The sequence below is a fragment of the Streptomyces sp. HUAS 15-9 genome, assembly GCF_025642155.1.
GTDB lineage: Bacteria > Actinomycetota > Actinomycetes > Streptomycetales > Streptomycetaceae > Streptomyces.
Genome location: NZ_CP106798.1, coordinates 3,873,162 through 3,890,173 on the forward strand (window position 1 = coordinate 3,873,162; position 17,012 = coordinate 3,890,173).

A 17,012-nucleotide genomic window follows, 5' to 3' on the forward strand; every position below is an offset into this window, starting at 1 on the left:
TCTGCACGGGAAGGTGGGAGCGGCCGGGCGGCGGGAGCGGGGCGGGGACGACGCCGACCGTGGGGAGTCAGTCGTCGGCGTGGTCTCCGTCCTCGCGTCCCTGCTCCTGCTCCCCGTGGTCGTCGTCACCGTGGTCACCGTGGTCACCGGTGACAGGCGGCAGAGCGGTCTGCGTGGGCGGGGTTGCCGTGTTCACAGCGCCGCCGGGCGGTTCGGCGGGGAGCGTCGCGTCCGGCGGGAGGGACGGTGAGCCGGGTGACTTGGGCGCGGACACCTGGGCGGTGCCGCCGGGGTTCGGGTCGGAGGTGACCGTGTCGCTGACCGTGGACAGCGCGAGGCCGAAGCCGCCGAGGAGGGCGAGTGCGGCGACGGCCGTCACGGCCGACCGGTGCCGTACCGCCGTCTCCCGCCACCGGCTCCCGGTCACCTCGGCCCCCGGCTCCGCCTCCGACTCGGCAACCGTGACTTCGGCGGAGCCGACCACGCTGTCGTCGGAGGAGGACCAGGAGTGGGAGGGAGAGGGCGAGGGGTAGTCGAAGGCATCCTCCTCGAAGCGGTTCCCGTAGCCTCCCTGTGCGGAGTCGGGGGCCGAAGGCCCCAGGATCGCCGTCACCTGTGCGTCCGGCAGTGGCGCGGTGGCGTTCTCGTGCTCGCTCGACACCTGTTTCTCCCTCCTCCTTCCGGCCGGTCGACCCGTGCGTCTCAGCCGTCGTTCTCGGTCTCCTCGGTGCCTTCCTGCTTGGTGCCGGTCACCTTGAAGGACTTGTCCAGGTACACCTCGACCGAGGTGCCGTCCGCCTTCTTCACCTCCACCGCGTACATGCCGGGCTTCTCCGCGTCCTCCTCGGACTTGATCACCGTGCCCGGGTGGGCCGCGACGGCCGCCGCCTCGGCCTTCTGCTTGATGTCGCCGGTCAGCGGCGGTTCCTTCTTGTCGTCGGTGTCACCGGCGGCCTCGCCCGCCGCGTCGGCACCGCCCGTGCCCTGGGCGGCCTGCTGGGTGTCGGACTTCGAACTGCCGGAGCCGGAGTCGGAACCGCCACCGCAGGCGGTGAGGGCGAACATCAGCACGGCGGCGGGAGCGGCGAGGAGGGCACGGCGGGGCAAGGCACGCATGAAGGGACTCCAGATTTCGGGGATGCGGTGATCCGGGAGCCGGACCACCGGGGGATGTCAACGACCCTAGGAAGACGCTGTCGAGAGCCGGCCCAGCAGACGGAGAGCGGAAGCCCAGCAGATGTCCAAAGTTTCGCCACCGATGCCAGAGAGTGCACCGATGCCAGAGGGTGTGCCGCCGGATCCGTCTCGCATCAGGCCGCCGGTCGGCGGGCCACGGACTGTGGGGTGGATTCGGGGTGGAAGCGGCCGTCGATGGATATCGGCGGCGGTGATGCGACCGCGGTGAGCGGGGTGCGCTCCCGGGTGGTGCGGGAGCGTGCGGTGATCACGGCCGACAGGACGATGGCGGCCACGGCGGAGATCGCGCCGCCGAGGACGAGGCTGAAGCGGGCGCCGAGGGAGTCGGAGACCAGGCCGACCAGAGGGGCGCCGACCGGGGTGCCGCCGAGCAGGACGAGGAGATAGACGGAGACGACGCGGCCGCGCATGCTCGGGTCGGCGTTCAGCTGGGTCATGGCGTTGGCCGTGGTCATCACGGTCACCGAGGCCAGCCCCGTGGGCAGGAGTACGAGCAGGAAGGTGACGTAGCCGGGCATGAGGCCGGCCAGGGCCTCCAGGGTTCCGAAGACGACCGTGGCGGTGACCAGGCGGCGGGCGGTGGGAGGTTTTCGTCTGCCGGCTCCTCTTAGTGCGCCGACGAGGCTGCCGATGGCGTAAGCCGCGGAGAGGTAACCGTAGGCGGCGGAGCCCGAGTTGAAGACGGTCAGGGCGATCAGGGAGATGGTGACCTGGAAGTTGAAGCCGAAGGTGCCGACGAAGGCGATGACCGTGATCGGCAGCAGCAGTTCGGGGTTGGCGCGGATGGCGCGGAACGCGTCCGACATGCGGGTGTTCGCCGGGTTCTTCTCCTTGGGTGCGTGGAGTGCGTCGGCGCGGATGGCGATCAGGCCGTAGAGGACGGCGAGGTACGAGGCCGCGTTGACCAGGAAGACGGGTCCGGTACCCGCGGCGGCGACCGCCAGGCCCGCCACGGCCGGGCCGATCGCGCGGGCGGCATTGAACTGCGCGGAGTTCAGGCTGACGGCGTTGGCCAGGCGTTCCTTGCCGACGAGTTCGGGGACGAAGGCGTTGCGGGCCGGGCTGTCCAGCGCCGTGGCCGTGCCCAGCAGGAAGGCCAGCAGGTATACGGCCCACAGGTTCACCGCGCCGGTGACGGTCAGGACGCCCAGGACCAGCGACTGCACTCCCATGGCGGACTGCGTGACGATCAGCAGGCGGCGTTTGGCGAACCGGTCGGCGAAGACGCCCCCGGAAAGACCGAAGAGGGTCTGCGGCAGGAACTGCAGGGCGGTGAGTATGCCGACGGCGCTGCCGCTGTTGCCGGTGAGCTGGAGGACCAGCAGGTCCTGGGCGGCGCGCTGCATCCAGGTGCCGATGTTGGAGACGAGCTGCCCGATCAGGTAGCGGCGGAAGTTGCGGGCCCCGAGGGTGGCGAGTGCTTCGCTCGGGGCCCGTCGCCTTCCGCCCTTGCGGACCCTGCGGTGCCTGCCGCCCATGTCGAGGCTGGCGAGTCGGGCGCGGAGGGCCTGAGTCCTGTCGAAGCTGCGGGCGCGGAGGGCCCGCGTCCTGTCACTGCTGCGGACACGGCGGTGCTTGCTCATGGCCTTCTACGGGAGGGGTCCGGTGGGGACGGGAGCGTGGTCGAGGTGATGGAACTGCGGCGCGGGGTGCATCAGGAACTCGTGGTGGGAGATGTTCCAGGCGTACGCCCCGGCCAGGGCGAAGGCGATCTTGTCGCCGACGCGCAGCCGCCCTACGTGCACATTGCGGGCCAGGACATCCTTGGGCGTGCACAACTGCCCCACCAGCGTGATGAGTTCATCCTCGGCTTCGGGGCGCTCCCAGGGCCGGTCCCAGCTGTCGGCGGGGATGACGGTGAACGGCTGGTTGTGCTGTTTGGTGGCCGGCGTGCGCAGATGGTGGGTGCCGCCGCGCAGGACGGCGAAGGCGCGGCCGTGGCTGCGTTTGATGTCGAGGACCTCGGTGACGTACCAGCCGCAGTACACGGTGACCGAGCGGCCCGGTTCGATGCGCAGGGTGAGGCCGGGATGGCCCTCCAGCAGGCGGCGCAGGCCGGCGCCGAAGGCCGCCCAGTCGAAGCGCCGGTCGGGGTCGGCGTAGTCGACCTCCATGCCGCCGCCGAGGTTGACCTCGGTCAGCTCCACGCCGTGCCGGTCCGACCGTTCCGTCACCCAGGTCAGGACCTGCCGGGCGAGGTCGAGGTGTGCGGCGGCGTCGAGGCCGCTGGCGAGATGGACGTGGATGCCGCGCAGCCGGATGCGGGGGTCGTCGGCAATGAGGGCGAGGCAGCGGTCGAGGTGGCTCGGGTCGAGGCCGAAGGGGCTGGGCCGGCCGCCCATGGCGAGGGCCACCGGGCCGAGGGCGATGGGGAGGTTGACCCGTAGCAGAACGTCCACGGTGCGCTCACCGAGCCTGCCGGTGAGCAGATGGAGCTCTTGTTCGCTCTCGATGTGCAGGCGCTCCACTCCGGCCTGGAGGGCGTGTTCGAGTTCGGCTGGGGTCTTGCCGGGGCCGCCGAAGGCGATCGGCGTATCGGGGCAGGTGAAGTGGACGTGGTGGAGTTCGCCGCCGGAGGCGACCTCGAAGCCGTCGACGTGGTCGCGCAGGACGTCCAGGAGCCGGGGGTCGGCGTTGGCCTTGGCGGCGTAGAAGAGCTGGACGCGTTCGGGCAGGGCGGCGCGGACGGCGGCCGCGTGCTCGCGCAGGTCCCCCAGGTCGTAGACGTAGGCGGGGAGGTCTTCCGCGGCCGACTCGGCGACGTACTGGAGAAGTTGCTGCCTCACCGGGTCACCTCGCGGGGGAAGCCCTCGCCCAGCGGGCTGGGCAGCGGGACGTAGTCGGCGTGCCGGTCGGCCTGCCGGGACCAGCGCAGCAGCAGGTTGGCCTTGGCGGGCAGCGGGACGCCCGAGAGCAGGGCGCGCAGCCGGGGCGGCTCACCTGCACCGCGGGAGTAGGCGTCCAGGTGGTCGCGGACCAGGCCCCACAGGGCGGGTTCCAGGGCGGGGTCGGTGTCGGCGAGGGCGGCGAGGACTTCGGCGGTGTGGTTGACCAGGAGGCAGTAGGCCACCCGGTTCCAGCCGCGCTCGGCGTCGTACGTCATCGGAGTGCGCACGTCCTCGGGCAGGGCGGCGAGGAACTGGCGGTGGTGTTCGGGGACGAGCTTGGTTCCCTCCAGGTCACGGAAGATCACCTGGGTCGGGATGCCATCGTTGTCGACTCCCACGACGACGTTCTGGAGGTGGGGTTCGAGGACGATGCCGTGCTCGAAGTAGGCGGTCAGGACGGGGGGCAGCAGCAGGCCGAGATAGGCGTCCCACCAGGCGAGCGCATCGCCGTCGCCGCGGGCCAGGAGGCGGGAGACGTGGGCCGAGCTGGTGGGGTGCTCGTCGGCGATCGCGGCGGCCAGCAGTGGGGTCACGCCGGGGCGCAGGTGTTCGCGCAGGCCGGTGCGGACGATGACGCCGAAGCCCTCCACGAGGCAGAGGTCGTCGTCGAGGGCGAGGGTGCGGTAGCCCGGCTCGGCGAGCAGGGAAGTTCCGGCATGGGCCTGCCCGATCGCGGTGAAGACGGGGTGGAGGAGCCGGTTGAGGGCCACGGCACCGGACAGCTCGTAAGCGGCGTTCTTGCGGACGCAGTTGGTCAGGCGGACGTTGAGGCTGAACTTCAGGAAGGTGTCGGCGTCCGGCTGGTACAGGGTGCGCACCGAGGCGGTGGGGGCGAAGTCCGGGCCGACGACGCCCGTGTCGACGATCGAGCCCGCGGCCAGGGCCCGGCGCAGGGCGGGGTGGTCGCCGAGCAGCCGGTACTGCCATGGGTGCACCGGCAGGGTCACGTAGTCCCTTCGCCCGTACGGATGCAGCGCGTCGAGCCTGCTCAGGTCGCCTTCCTCGCGCACCAGACGCCGGTGGACGGCGAGGTGGCGCAGCGGGAAGCGGCTGCCTGTCTCGGGGCCGTAGTCCAACCAGTCCTCGGGGTCGCCGGTGCGCGACTTGGGCGCGGGGTGGAAGCGGTGGCCGAAGACCAGGGACTGCTCGGACTCCAGGTACGGGTCCTGCGGCAGGGCCGCGGTGGCACGCTGCTCCAGGACGGTGTGGACGGTGTTGCGACTGTCGGCGACCTGGGCCAGGAACTCGTCGTTGGCCACGCCGGTGCGCAGTTGCAGTTCGTCCTGGATGTATCCGGCGAGCTCGCGCCATCCGATCGCGGACCAGTCCCCGTCGTCGTGCCGCTCGATCGGGCCGTCGAAGCGGTGCGCGCCGATCAGGGAGATACGGCGCAGGGGGACGCGGAGCAGGATGTCGCGGCGGGGCAGCGACAGCAGCAGGTGGTCGTGGTCGACGGTGACCTGGCGCTCGGGCGCGGAGACCTCGCGGATCAGGCAGTTGAGCAGGGTGTGGGCGGTGACGGCGTCGGCGGCCTGGGCGGGACTGTCGGTGGTGGCGAGAGCGGCGCCGGTGGTACTGGGGAGGGTCATGCGGAAGGACTCCAGTCGGTGCAAGGAGAGGTGCGGGGAGGCCGGCCGGGCCCGGCGGGCGGAAGCGGGGTGTCAGCGGTGGCGGGCCAGGGGGTTGGGGACGGGAGTCCACTGGGCGACACCGGAGGCTTCGGCCAGGCGCATCGCGATGGTCGCCTTCAGCGGCAGGGTGTCGCCGAAGAACACCTCCCGGTCCGCGCCCGTGTCGGGAAGGTCTGCGTAGACGCGGCGGCCGACGGCGGCCACGGCTGCCCACAACTGCTCGGGGTCGGCGCCGTGCGTGCGCGACAGCACGGAGACGAGTTCGCTGAAGACGCCGCTGAGCAGGCCGCCGAACAGCTTGGTGCGCAGTGCGGTCTCGTCGTTCCCGGCCCGGGTGCCGTGCAGCGGCGGGAGCGAGAAGCCGTGGCGGGCGAGTCGGCCCGGATGGATGCGTACGCCGTCCAGGTCGCGGTAGAGCACCCGCACCGGACGTCCGTCGCGCAGCGCGACGAGGGTGTTCTGGCCGTGGGCCTCCAGGGCGACGCCCATGGACAACAGCGTCAGCGCGGGCGGCAGGACGAGTGCGGCGAACTCCGCCAGCCAGGTGACCGGGTCGCCGCTGATCATGCTGGCTCCGGTGGCGTGGACGGCGGTGAGCGGGACGGCGATCTCGTCCGGTCCGAGGTGCCGTTCGCCGGCCTCACGGATCATCGCCGCGAGGCTGGACGAGGGCTCGCCGTTCACGAGGATGGCGCCGCCTGCGAGTTCGCGCAGGATGCGCAGGTTCTCGCCGTGGCCCGTCTTGTCGACGACGGCGGTGACCAGCTCGGACAGCGGGGCTCCGTCGGCCACCTCGGCCGGGGAGATGGTGCGCCGGTAGTTGGTGACCTGCACGTCCAGCGCCGTCTTGATGTGGCAGCCGGGCAGGGTGTCGAGGGGGGACATGGTCCGCATCGACAGCAGCGGGCGGGCGGCGATCGTACGGTCCACGACCGTGAGGCCGGGCTGGTGGGCGAGGACGTGGTCGCGCTGCCAGGGGTGGATCGGCATCAGGACGGTGTCGCCGTCGCGCAGTTCCCGAGGCCAGTCGCCGGTGGCCTGCCAGCGGTCGGCCGGTACGGCGACGAGCGCCAGCTCCATGACGGGGTGGTGCTCGGGCGCGTAGGCGAGGACTTCGGCGACGGACAGTCCGGTGCGCGTACGGCAGCAGGGGTGCTGCGGGTGGCCGTCGACCACGGCCTGTTCGGCGTCGGCGGAGTCCCGTACCTCGTGCGGCTCGTGGTTCGCCGCGCGCGCCAGGGCCAGGTTGGTGATGCTGTTGTCGAGTTCGGCGGCCAGCCGTGACGCGGCCTGCGTGGGGGCTCCGAGGGCGGACAGGAGCCGGGTCGGCTCGTCGATCCGGCCGTCGGGGCCCCGCACGGTGAAGTCGGCGGGGACCGGGGCGAATCGTTCCGCCACTGAGGCCGGGCCCGTGAGCTGCCCGCCGCCCGTGAGGCGGATGCTGAGGGTGCCCGCGTCGTGCTCGCGGCCGGCGACACCCGGGAGGGGTTCGCGGGCGAGTGCGCCCCAGAGCCGGCCGAGCACCGTGGCACGCGCGCCGGGGAGCGCGGCCATGAAGGGCTCGACCAGATCAGGGCGCACTTGGCGCAGTTCGGCGGTCGTGCTGCTGTACGGCATGGTTCACCGTCCCGTGGCATAGAAAGCAAGGGAGAGGCTGCGGAGGCGAAAAGAGAGCGCAAATGCGAGCGCCGTCCGCGTTCAGCCGCCGACAACGTTACGGGATCGTTAGTTAACCGATTGCCAGCGCAAAGGAAGGCCGGCATCAGAATCGATCCAGCATTCCGTCCCCTTGAATCGGAAACGATTCGGGGCGATGAAGCCCGCGCTGTACTTTCTTAACAGTCTGCTGGCCTGCCGCTGTCATTTCATTGACGTTGTGCTGTAGCAGGGTCCGTAGGGTCGATCGACAGACAGGAGACGGTAAAGGAATACGGTTGTTCAGGTTTGCCGAGAGTAATCCACGCGACATTCAGCGGCTTTCCCGACGCGGCGGACCGCCGGCTTGTGATTCTGTCGGCATGCGTCTCTTACTGATCGAGGACGATGACCGGGTCGCCGGCCCGCTGATGGAAGGCTTGAGCCGTTTCGGGTTCACCGTCGAGCACGCCCGTACCGGCGCCGACGGACTCGCGGCGGCGGAAGCGGAGATGGTGCTGCTGGATCTGGGACTGCCCGACATGGACGGCATCGATGTCTGCCGGACACTGCGACTGCGCTCCCAGGTGCCCATCATCATGATCAGCGCGAGAAGCGACGAGGTCGACCGGGTTCTCGGTCTGGAGCTGGGGGCGGACGACTATCTGTCCAAACCGTTCGGAATCCGGGAACTGGTCGCACGGATCCGCGCCGTCTTCCGGCGTGCCGGACCCGCCGCGACCGGGCCGGTTGCGGCCCTTCCCCCCGCGGCCGGTCCCGCTTCAGGAGGCGACCGTCCCGATCCGGTGGCCCGTGCCCAGCGGATCGGCCCGCTGGCCATCGACCGGCGGGGCCGCCAGGTCCATCTGCACCGGACCTCCGTCGCCCTCGCGCCCAAGGAGTTCGATCTGCTCGCCTACCTCGCCGACGATCCCGGCGCCGTCCGCACACGACAGCAGATCCTGGACGCCGTGTGGGAACCGAACTACTTCGGCCCCACCAAGACCCTGGACGTGCATGTCGCCGCACTGCGCCGCAAGCTCGGTGATCCTGCCTGGATCGACAACATCCGCGGCGTAGGATTCCGGCTCACGCCACCCGCCGGCCCCGCCACCAGGCAGGTTGAAGAAAATGTCCGAGGAGGTGAGGGGTGACCCGCCGCCTCCTGCTCAGCTATCTCAGTCTCACGCTGCTGGTGCTGCTGTGCCTGGAAGTGCCGTTCGGCTACGTCTACGCGCGTGGGGAGATGTCCCGGTTCACCGGCAACGGGCAGCAGGCCGCGGTCATGCTCGCGGAGGTGCTGGAGGAGAAGGTCGAGCAGCGGGGCACCGACATCCCCGAAGTGGTGGCGAGCTTCGCGCGGCGCACCCGCGGCCATGTCGTCGTCGTGGACACCCAAGGAAAGCTGCTCACCGACTCACGCAACACGATGGCCACCGGTACGGACCTGTCCACGCAGCCGGACATCGCGGCCGCTCTCGCCAACAGGTCCGATTCCGGCACCCGGCAGGATCCGGCCCTGGACGAGGACGTCTTCTTCGCGACGGTGCCGGGCGCCTCGGGCAGCACGGTCCGCTGCGTCGTACGGGCGTCCTTTCCCCTGACCTCGGTGGCGGCCAAGGTGCATGACGCCTGGCTGGCGTTGGCGGCCGTGGGGCTGGGGGTGCTGGCGGCCGTCGCGCTGATAGCTCTCGCGCTGGCCCGCTGGATCACCTGCCCGGTGCGGGCGCTGGAGCACGCCACGACACAGCTCGCCGACGGCACCCTGAAGGACCTGCCCGCCACCGACCTCGGGCCGCCCGAGCTGCGGCGCCTGGCCGCCAGCTTCGTCCGCACCGCGACCCGGCTGCAGCATCTGCTCAAGGCCCAGCACGCCTTCGCCTCGGAGGCGTCCCACCAGCTGAAGACCCCGCTGACCGCACTGCGGCTGCGACTGGAGAACTTCGAGCCCCATCTCGACCCACGGGCACAACCCGGCCTCGACGCGGCGGTGGGCGAGGTGGAGCGGCTCAGCCGCATGGTGCACGGTCTGCTCGCCCTGGCCCGGCTGGAGAACGCGGCGACCACGGCGGAGGCCACCGACCTGGACTCCGTCATCGCCGACCGCGCGGCCGTGTGGGCCGCCTTCGCCGGCGAGCACTACGTGGACATGGTCGTGGCCGGGCCGAGGATCGGCCGGGTGTGGGCCATCCCCGACGCCCTGGAGCAGATCATCGACAATCTGCTCTCCAACGCGCTGCGGGTCTCACCGCCCCACACCACGATCACCCTGGCCACCGCCTGGGCGAACGGTGCACCGGCAACGGTCGAACTGCATGTGATCGACCAGGGGCCGGGCATGACCGAGAACCAGCGGCGACGCGCCTTCGACCGCTTCTGGCGGGCGAACGACGCCGACCACGAGGGCACCGGGCTCGGCCTGCCCATCGTGAAGCAGCTGGCCCGTGCCTCAGGCGGCGAGGTGTCCTTGCGGGCCGCTCCCGGCGGGGGGCTCGATGCCGTCGTACGCCTCAGGACCGCCGACGCACACCGCACGGCGCACCCGCGCCGTGCCCGCTCGGCGATGTGGGGCAGACAGGACGGGGTGCCGCCCGTCCCCACCGGACGCCCGCTTGCCGTATCCGACTGGCAGCAGTGAGGCGGCGAAGCATGAGTGTGCCGCTCGCCGCGCTCCAGGCCCGGATGCACCACCCCCCTCCCCGCACCACACAGACATTCACGGACACGCCCATGACGACGAACACCGATCCCTCGTGTACCGCAGGGGGCGAGCAGGTCGTACCGGCCGACCCCGCACCGGAGACCATGCGACTCCTCCTCGTCGAGGACGACGACCGGATCGCCGGCCCCATCATGGAGGGGCTGGACCGCTACGGCTTCGCCGTCGACCATGTGAGATCCGGGGGGTCGGCGCTGTCGGCCTCCCCCGCCGATCTCGTCCTGCTGGACCTCGGGCTGCCCGACATGGACGGCATCGACGTCTGCCGGGCCCTGCGCGCCCGCTCCGCGGTGCCCATCATCATGATCACCGCACGGAGCGAGGAGACGGACCGCGTCGTCGGCCTGGAAGTCGGGGCGGACGACTACCTGTCCAAGCCCTTCGGCGTACGGGAGCTGGTGGCCCGTATCCGAGCCGTCACCCGCCGCACCCACCCCGAGCGACACGCCCCACCACACACCGGCACCGCCACGACCGGAGTGCCCCCTCAAGGCTCCCTGCACGCGCAACTCCCCGAGGGGCGAGGCATCCAGCACCTCGGCCCGCTGACCATCGACCGGCGGACCAGGGGCGTCACCATCGACAGCCGCCCGCTCACCCTCACTCCGAAGGAATTCGATCTCCTGGCCCAACTGGCCGGCGATCCCGGCGCCGTGCACTCCCGTCAGCAGATCCTCGACGCGGTGTGGGACCCGAACTACTTCGGCCCCACTCGCACACTCGACGTGCATGTATCGGCGCTGCGCCGCAAGCTCGGCGACCCGGCCTGGATCGCCACGGTCCGCGGCATCGGCTTCCGGCTGACGGTCCCCGGGGACGGCACGTACGCCTGAACAAACTCGTCGTACCACTCGTCAACCTTTGCGTGCAGGACCGTTCCTGACGTTGCGTCAATTCAGTAATCTGACACTGCGTCAGTTAATCGTGCTGTCACACAGGAGCGGGCGGACCGATGCTTGGATCAACCCACGGCACCCTCACCACCGACTCCCGCCGGGCCCGGGTCATCGCCTGCGGTGAGCCGCGTCCCGGGCCCGCAGTCCACGGCCGGGCCGCCGACGTCGACGACCTCGATGTGAGCGGGCGACCGCTGTATGCGGACGTACCGGATCTGGACCGGTTCTTCCGGCCCGGGTCCGTCGCCGTGATCGGTGCCTCGGACACCGAGGGACGGCCGAACACCGGGATCACCCGACAACTGCTGGCCTGGGCCGAGCGGGTCGGGGCACGGGTGCACCCGGTGCATCCCACCCGGCCCTCGGTCTTCGGCATCCCCTGCGTCGCCTCCGTCGCCGACCTGCCCGAGCAGGTCGACCTCGGCGTGCTGCTGGTCGCCGATCCGCTCCCGGTGGTCGAGGAACTCGCCGAGGCCAAGGTGAAGTTCGCCGTCGCCTTCGCCTCCGGGTTCGCGGAGACGGGCGAGGAGGGGGCCAAGGCCCAGGAGCGTCTCGCCGCCGCCGTCCGGCGCTCGGGGCTGAGGCTGCTCGGGCCGAACACCAACCTCAACGCGTTTGAGCGGTTCCGCCAGGACCTGGAGGGACCGGCGATCGCCCTGATCACCCAGTCCGGGCACCAGGGCCGACCGGTCTTCGCCCTCCAGGAGCTCGGCATCCGGCTCTCCCACTGGGCCCCGACCGGCAACGAGGCCGACCTGGAGACCGCCGACTTCATCTCCTACTTCGCCGAGCGGCCCGAGGTCGGCGCCATCGCCTGCTACGTGGAGGGCCTCAAGGACGGCCGCGCCTTCCTGCTCGCCGCCGACCGCGCCGCCCGCCGCAAGGTGCCGGTCGTCGCCGTCAAGGTGGGGCGCACGGAGGCCGGGGCCCGTACCGCCGCCTCGCACACCGGCAAGCTCACCGGGGCCGACGACGTCGTGGACGCGGCCATGCGGCAGTTCGGGGTCGTCCGGGTCGACGGGCTCGACGAACTCCAGGACACCGCCGCCCTGCTGGCCCGCGCGCGGGCACCGCTCGCCGACGGGGTCGTCGTCTACTCCATCTCGGGCGGCACCGGCGCGCACGTCGCCGACCTGGCCGCCGGGGCCGGGCTCAGCCTTCCCGTGCTGTCCGAGGCGCGGCAGGCCGAGCTGCACCAGTGGATACCCGAGTACCTGAGCGTGGCCAACCCGGTGGACAACGGCGGGCATCCGGTCGGCGACCGGCGCGGCCGGAAGATCATCGACTCGATCCTCGACGACCCGGACGTGGGCGTGCTGATCTGCCCGGTCACCGGGCCCTTCCCACCGCTGAGCGACCGGCTCGTACGGGACCTGGTCGACGCGGCCGAGGCGAGCGACAAGCTGGTGTGCGTGGTGTGGGGTTCGCCGGTCGGCACCGAAGCGGCGTACCGCGAGGTCCTGCTCGGCTCCTCCCGCGTGGCCACCTTCCGCACCGTCGGCAACTGCCTCACCGCCGTCCGCGCCTACCTCGACCACCACCGCTTCGTCCGCTCCTACCGCTCCCCCTTCGACGAGGCCCCTCGCACCCCCTCCCCGTCCTTCAAGAAGGCACGGGCCCTGATGCAGCCGGGGCAGCAGCTGAGCGAGCACGCGGCGAAGCAGCTGCTGCGGGCGTACGGCATCCGGGTGCCGCGCGAGCAGCTGGTGACCAGCGCGGCGGCCGCCGTACGCGCCGCCGGGCAGGTCGGCTACCCCGTGGTCATGAAGGCGTCCGGCGCGCAGATCGCCCACAAGACCGAGCTGGGCCTGGTGAAGATCGGTCTGACCTCCGCCAGCCAGGTCCGCGACGCCTACCGCGAGCTGACCGACATCGCCCGCTACGAGGGCGTCTCGCTGGATGGCGTCCTGGTGTGCCAGATGGTCGAGCGGGGCGTGGAGATGGTCGTCGGCGTCACGCACGACGCGCTGTTCGGGCCGACGGTGACGGTCGGTCTCGGCGGGGTGCTGGTGGAGGTGCTGCGGGACGCGGCCGTACGCGTGCCGCCCTTCGGCGAGGAGCAGGCCCAGGACATGATCGCGGAACTGCGCGGGCGGGCACTGCTGGACGGGGTGCGGGGGCGGCCACCCGCCGATGTCGACGGGCTCGTCGAGGTCGTGCTGCGGGTGCAGCGCATGGCCCTTGAACTCGGAAACGAACTCGCCGAGCTCGACATCAACCCGCTGATGGTGCTGCCCCGCGGGCAGGGCGCGGTGGCGCTGGACGCGCTGGCGGTGTGCCGATGAGCGGCGACGCGGTACGCCATGAAGCCCACGGCCAGGTCTCGTACGTCACCCTCGACCGCCCCGAGACCCTGAACGCCCTGACGCCCGAAGACCGGAACCGCCTGATCGGCCTGCTGGGGGAGGCGTCGGCGGACCCGGGCGTACGGGCTGTGGTCCTCACCGGCACCGGCCGCGGCTTCTGCGCGGGCGCGGACCTGCGCGGCGATGCGCCCGGCGGGGAGCGCGTCCCGGGCGACGTGTCCCGCACGCTCCGCCTCGGCGCGCAGCGGCTCGTCTCCGCCGTACTGGACTGCGAGAAGCCGGTGATCGCCGCCGTGAACGGCACGGCAGCCGGTCTCGGCGCCCATCTCGCGCTCGCCTGCGATCTCGTGCTCGCCGCCGAGTCCGCGCGGTTCATCGAGGTGTTCGTGCGGCGCGGACTCGTGCCGGACGCCGGCGGCGCCTATCTCCTGCCCCGGCTGATCGGCCCGCAGCGCGCCAAGGAACTGATGTTCTTCGGCGACGCGCTCTCCGCGCCGGACGCCGAGCGGCTCGGCCTGGTCAACCGGGTCGTGCCGGACGGGGAGTTGGACAAGACGGCCAGGGAGTGGGCGGCACGGCTGGCCGCCGGTCCCACCCGGGCGCTCGCCCTGACCAAGCAGATGGTGAACGCCTCCCTCGACGCCGGCCGCGCCTCGGCCTTCGCCGCCGAGGCTGCCGCGCAGGAGATCAACATGACGACGGAGGACGCCCGGGAGGGGCTCAGGGCCTTCGTGGAACGCAGAAGCCCGAAGTTCCGAGGGCGGTGAGGGTCAGCCGGCCGCCGCTCGCTCGAGGATCCACAGCTCGCCCGCGTCCGGGTCGCCGAAGAGCACGAACAGCTCGGGGGCGTCCTCGGTGCCGCTGACCGACCAGTGGGTGTCCTCACCGCAGTCGCCGTCGAGCCGCAGGAGCACCCCGTCGCGCCCTGTGTCGTCCGGGTCGGAGTCGGGCTCCCAGGTGCCGGAACCGCCACACGTGACGAAGTCCTTGGTGGCGAACTCTTCGAAGGTGGCCTCGGTCGGCAGCCTGGTGACCTCGGCCCGCCCACCGGGACGCAGCCGCAGCTCCGCCCCGCTCGGGCCGCGCCAGACTCCGGCGAGCTGGGCGGCGGTCAGCTTCGGGGGCTTGTACTCAGGGGCCAGGCCCATGACGGTGGCCAGAACCCCGCCGCCGAAGGCCAGGACGAACAGGGGCACGGAGGCGAGTGCCGAGCGCCACCAGACGCCCCACGGCCGCCACGCGCGCGTGCGGACGTAGCCGACCCCGAGGGCGGGCAGGACACCCACGGCCGTCAGGGACGCGACCGTGGTGACCGGGGACCAGTCCCAGAGCAGCGCGGTCGGTCCGCCCCACGCGGCCGCCGGTGCCACGGGCGCCGCCAGATGCCAGGCCCAGCCGGGTCCGCCGAACCGGCGGGCCGCGAGGCGGGCGAGGGCCACCGAGGGCAAGGTGAGGGTGAACGCCTGCACCAGCCCCAGGAACGGCAGCAGCAGCGGCGCGAAGAGGAGCAGACAGAGCACGCCGAAGGCGCCGCCGTAGCCGACGCCGTAGTCGTCGTGGCCGAAGCTGGCGATCCACGCCAGCAGACCGGCCGCCGGAAGCTGCGCCGCGCAGAGCGACGCGGCCGTGTTCAGGTCGCCGAACCACCTGGTCATACGGCCTTCTGTGCGTGTCGTTCCCCACCCCATGGGGGCAGCGTACGGGCGGCCTTCCCGGCACCCGCCGTACCCCTTCCCATCTGACGCATCGTCAGCTTCAATGGGCGGTGTGATGGGACACGCAGGGATGGCGGCCGCCGCCGTCCGCTACCTCAGGTCGGTCGACGCCCCGCCCCCGGGGCCCGTCGAGGCACTGCCGCGCCCGGAGCTCAGGTGCGTCGGGGAGGACGAGCGGGCACCGGTCGACCAGGGCGAGTTCCGGCGCGTGCTGGGGCACTTCGCGACCGGCGTGACCGTGGTCACGGCCCCCGCCGTCGACGGCGAGGACGGCCCCGCGGGCTTCGCCTGCCAGTCCTTCTCCTCCCTCTCCCTCGACCCGCCGCTCGTCGTCTTCATGGTGGGCCGCACGTCGACGACCTGGCCGAGGATCGCCCGCACGGGCGTCTTCTGCGTGAACGTCCTCGGCGCCCACCAGGGCGAGCTGTGCCGCGGCTTCGCGGTACGCGGCGCGGACAAGTTCGCGGGCGTCGCATACGGCGCGGCCCCCGTCTCCGGCTCCCCGCGCCTGGCCGGCACACTCGCCTGGATCGACTGCACCGTCCACGCCGTGCACACCGGCGGCGACCATCTGATCGTCGTGGGCCGGGTGGACGCGCTCGGCACGGCCGACGTGGACACGGCTCCGGCTCCCCTGCTGTTCCACAAGGGGCGCTTCCTCTAAGCCGCGACCGCCACGGGGACCGCCGCCCGCCGCCGGATCACCAGCGCCATCAGGGCCGCCGCCGCGCACAGCGCTCCGGAGGCGTACCAGACCATGTCGTACGACCCGAAGACGTCCCGTGCCACACCGCCCAGGAAGGCGACGAGGGCCGCGCCGACCTGGTGGGAGGCGAGCACCCAGCCGAAGACGATCGCGCTGTCCTCGCCGTACTGCTCCCGGCACAGGGCCAGGGTGGGCGGGACGGTGGCGACCCAGTCGAGGCCGTAGAAGACGATGAAGAAGATCATCGGCGGGTGCACCGACGGGGCGAGGAGCATGGGCAGGAACAGAAGCGAGATCCCGCGCAGCGCGTAGTACACGGCGAGCAGGCGGCGCGGTTCGAAGCGGTCGGTGAACCAGCCGGAGGCGATCGTGCCGGCCACGTCGAACACCCCGATGACCGCGAGCAGCGAGGCCGCCGCCGTGACCGGCATGCCGTGGTCGTGGGCCGCGGGCACGAAGTGCGTCTGGATCAGGCCGTTGGTGGAGGCCCCGCAGATCGCGAAGGTGCCCGCCAGCAGCCAGAAGGGGCCGGTGCGGACCGCGGAGAGAAGGACCGTGACGGTGCGGCGGGCGGCGCCGGTGACGGGCTCCGGCTTCGGTACGAACTCCTCGGCGCCGTACGGCTTCTGGCCCACGTCCGCCGGGTGGTCCCGCAGCAGCAGCCAGACGAACGGGACGACCGCGAGAGCGGTCAGGGAGACCGTGACGGCGGCCGGGCGCCAGTCGTACGTCTCGACCATCCAGGACAGCAGCGGCAGGAAGATCAGCTGACCGGAGGCCGAGGCCGCGGTGAGGATGCCGCTCACCAGGCCGCGGCGCGTGGTGAACCAGCGGTTGGTGACCGTCGCGGCGAACGCGAGCGCCATCGAGCCGGAGCCCAGGCCGACCAGCAGACCCCAGCACAGCATCAGCTGCCAGGCCGCCGTCATCCACACCGTCAGGCCCGAGCCGACCGCGATCACGGTCAGCGCGACGGCGACCACCCGGCGGATGCCGAAGCGGTCCATCAGCGCGGCGGCGAAGGGCGCGGTGAGCCCGTACAGCGCGAGGTTGACGGAGACCGCGGCGCCGATCGTGCCGCGCGACCAGCCAAACTCCTGGTGCAGCGGGTCGATGAGCAGGCCGGGCAGGGAGCGGAAGGCGGCCGCGCCGGTGATCGTGACGAAGGTGACGGCGGCGACGAACCACGCCCGGTGGATGCGGGGCGATCGGCGGGACTTCGGTTCCTGTGCGGCTGCGATGGCCTCGGTTGTCTGGGTCACGCCATAAAGGGTCCATTCCGCGCGCCCTACCATCGAGTGGCCCGAAGGACAGCATTC

The 17,012-nt window shown here is 71.8% G+C and carries 14 protein-coding genes; 6 read left to right on the plus strand and 8 right to left on the minus strand.

The features are described 5' to 3' along the window. Positions 1–67 precede the first annotated feature (67 nt). From N8I87_RS17725 to N8I87_RS17750, 6 genes are all read right to left on the minus strand, one after another. Positions 68–661 (minus strand): hypothetical protein, encoded by a 594-nt coding sequence (locus N8I87_RS17725; RefSeq protein ID WP_263209972.1) that lies wholly within the window; start codon positions 659–661, stop codon positions 68–70. Positions 662–702: 41 nt separating this feature from the next. Next, positions 703–1,116, minus strand: coding sequence for a peptidase (locus tag N8I87_RS17730; RefSeq protein ID WP_263209974.1), 414 nt, complete (start codon positions 1,114–1,116; stop codon positions 703–705). Positions 1,117–1,310: 194 nt separating this feature from the next. Next, complete coding sequence (locus N8I87_RS17735) at positions 1,311–2,780, minus strand: MFS transporter (protein ID WP_263209976.1); 1,470 nt, start codon at positions 2,778–2,780, stop codon at positions 1,311–1,313. A 6-nt stretch (positions 2,781–2,786) separates the two neighbouring features. Beyond that, positions 2,787–3,983 (minus strand): type III PLP-dependent enzyme, encoded by a 1,197-nt coding sequence (locus N8I87_RS17740; RefSeq protein WP_263209978.1) that lies wholly within the window; start codon positions 3,981–3,983, stop codon positions 2,787–2,789. Continuing rightward, the gene (locus N8I87_RS17745) at positions 3,980–5,674 is read right to left on the minus strand and encodes an IucA/IucC family protein (RefSeq protein WP_263209981.1); all 1,695 of its coding nucleotides are present in this window, start codon (positions 5,672–5,674) and stop codon (positions 3,980–3,982) included. The genes N8I87_RS17740 and N8I87_RS17745 overlap by 4 nt, the downstream gene beginning before the upstream one ends. Positions 5,675–5,746: 72 nt before the next feature. Then, entirely contained in the window at positions 5,747–7,333 is a 1,587-nt protein-coding gene (locus tag N8I87_RS17750; protein ID WP_263209983.1) for an IucA/IucC family protein, read from the minus strand. Between the two features lie 401 nt (positions 7,334–7,734). On the opposite strand from N8I87_RS17750, the gene N8I87_RS17755 reads away from it, so the two are divergent. The 5 genes from N8I87_RS17755 to N8I87_RS17775 all read left to right on the plus strand — a co-directional run bounded on the left by N8I87_RS17755 (position 7,735) and on the right by N8I87_RS17775 (position 14,039). Further along, entirely contained in the window at positions 7,735–8,505 is a 771-nt protein-coding gene (locus tag N8I87_RS17755; RefSeq protein ID WP_263209986.1) for a response regulator transcription factor, read from the plus strand. Continuing rightward, complete coding sequence (locus N8I87_RS17760; RefSeq protein ID WP_263209989.1) at positions 8,502–9,989, plus strand: sensor histidine kinase; 1,488 nt, start codon at positions 8,502–8,504, stop codon at positions 9,987–9,989. Before N8I87_RS17755 ends, N8I87_RS17760 begins: the two co-directional genes overlap by 4 nt. Before the next feature lie 167 nt (positions 9,990–10,156). Then, complete coding sequence (locus N8I87_RS17765; protein ID WP_263216524.1) at positions 10,157–10,903, plus strand: response regulator transcription factor; 747 nt, start codon at positions 10,157–10,159, stop codon at positions 10,901–10,903. Positions 10,904–11,022: 119 nt separating this feature from the next. Further along, positions 11,023–13,251 carry an acetate--CoA ligase family protein gene (locus N8I87_RS17770; RefSeq protein ID WP_263209992.1) on the plus strand — a complete coding sequence of 743 codons (2,229 nt, stop codon included), beginning with the start codon at positions 11,023–11,025 and terminating at the stop codon, positions 13,249–13,251. Further along, on the plus strand, positions 13,248–14,039 hold the full coding sequence (locus N8I87_RS17775; protein ID WP_263209995.1) for an enoyl-CoA hydratase/isomerase family protein: 792 nt from the start codon (positions 13,248–13,250) through the stop codon (positions 14,037–14,039). Before N8I87_RS17770 ends, N8I87_RS17775 begins: the two co-directional genes overlap by 4 nt. Positions 14,040–14,042: 3 nt before the next feature. Here the strand turns inward: N8I87_RS17775 and N8I87_RS17780 are convergent, their stop codons facing one another. After that, the gene (locus N8I87_RS17780) at positions 14,043–14,927 is read right to left on the minus strand and encodes a hypothetical protein (protein ID WP_263209997.1); all 885 of its coding nucleotides are present in this window, start codon (positions 14,925–14,927) and stop codon (positions 14,043–14,045) included. 103 nt (positions 14,928–15,030) lie between these two features. On the opposite strand from N8I87_RS17780, the gene N8I87_RS17785 reads away from it, so the two are divergent. Next, on the plus strand, positions 15,031–15,651 hold the full coding sequence (locus N8I87_RS17785) for a flavin reductase family protein (RefSeq protein WP_263209999.1): 621 nt from the start codon (positions 15,031–15,033) through the stop codon (positions 15,649–15,651). On the opposite strand, the gene N8I87_RS17790 is transcribed toward N8I87_RS17785, so the two are convergent. After that, the gene (locus N8I87_RS17790; protein WP_263210002.1) at positions 15,648–16,955 is read right to left on the minus strand and encodes an MFS transporter; all 1,308 of its coding nucleotides are present in this window, start codon (positions 16,953–16,955) and stop codon (positions 15,648–15,650) included. The genes N8I87_RS17785 and N8I87_RS17790 overlap by 4 nt on opposite strands. Positions 16,956–17,012 lie beyond the last annotated feature (57 nt).

What these genes read in the sequence shown, in the direction of transcription:
- N8I87_RS17750 (WP_263209983.1), bottom strand. Translation starts at nt 7,333, where the DNA reads ATGCCGTACAGCAGCACGACCGCCGAACTGCGCCAAGTGCGCCCTGAT.
- N8I87_RS17765 (WP_263216524.1), top strand. Translation starts at nt 10,157, where the DNA reads ATGCGACTCCTCCTCGTCGAGGACGACGACCGGATCGCCGGCCCCATC.
- N8I87_RS17735 (WP_263209976.1), bottom strand. Translation starts at nt 2,780, where the DNA reads ATGAGCAAGCACCGCCGTGTCCGCAGCAGTGACAGGACGCGGGCCCTC.
- N8I87_RS17745 (WP_263209981.1), bottom strand. Translation starts at nt 5,674, where the DNA reads ATGACCCTCCCCAGTACCACCGGCGCCGCTCTCGCCACCACCGACAGT.
- N8I87_RS17730 (WP_263209974.1), bottom strand. Translation starts at nt 1,116, where the DNA reads ATGCGTGCCTTGCCCCGCCGTGCCCTCCTCGCCGCTCCCGCCGCCGTG.
- N8I87_RS17770 (WP_263209992.1), top strand. Translation starts at nt 11,023, where the DNA reads ATGCTTGGATCAACCCACGGCACCCTCACCACCGACTCCCGCCGGGCC.
- N8I87_RS17785 (WP_263209999.1), top strand. Translation starts at nt 15,031, where the DNA reads ATGGGCGGTGTGATGGGACACGCAGGGATGGCGGCCGCCGCCGTCCGC.
- N8I87_RS17755 (WP_263209986.1), top strand. Translation starts at nt 7,735, where the DNA reads ATGCGTCTCTTACTGATCGAGGACGATGACCGGGTCGCCGGCCCGCTG.
- N8I87_RS17780 (WP_263209997.1), bottom strand. Translation starts at nt 14,927, where the DNA reads ATGACCAGGTGGTTCGGCGACCTGAACACGGCCGCGTCGCTCTGCGCG.
- N8I87_RS17775 (WP_263209995.1), top strand. Translation starts at nt 13,248, where the DNA reads ATGAGCGGCGACGCGGTACGCCATGAAGCCCACGGCCAGGTCTCGTAC.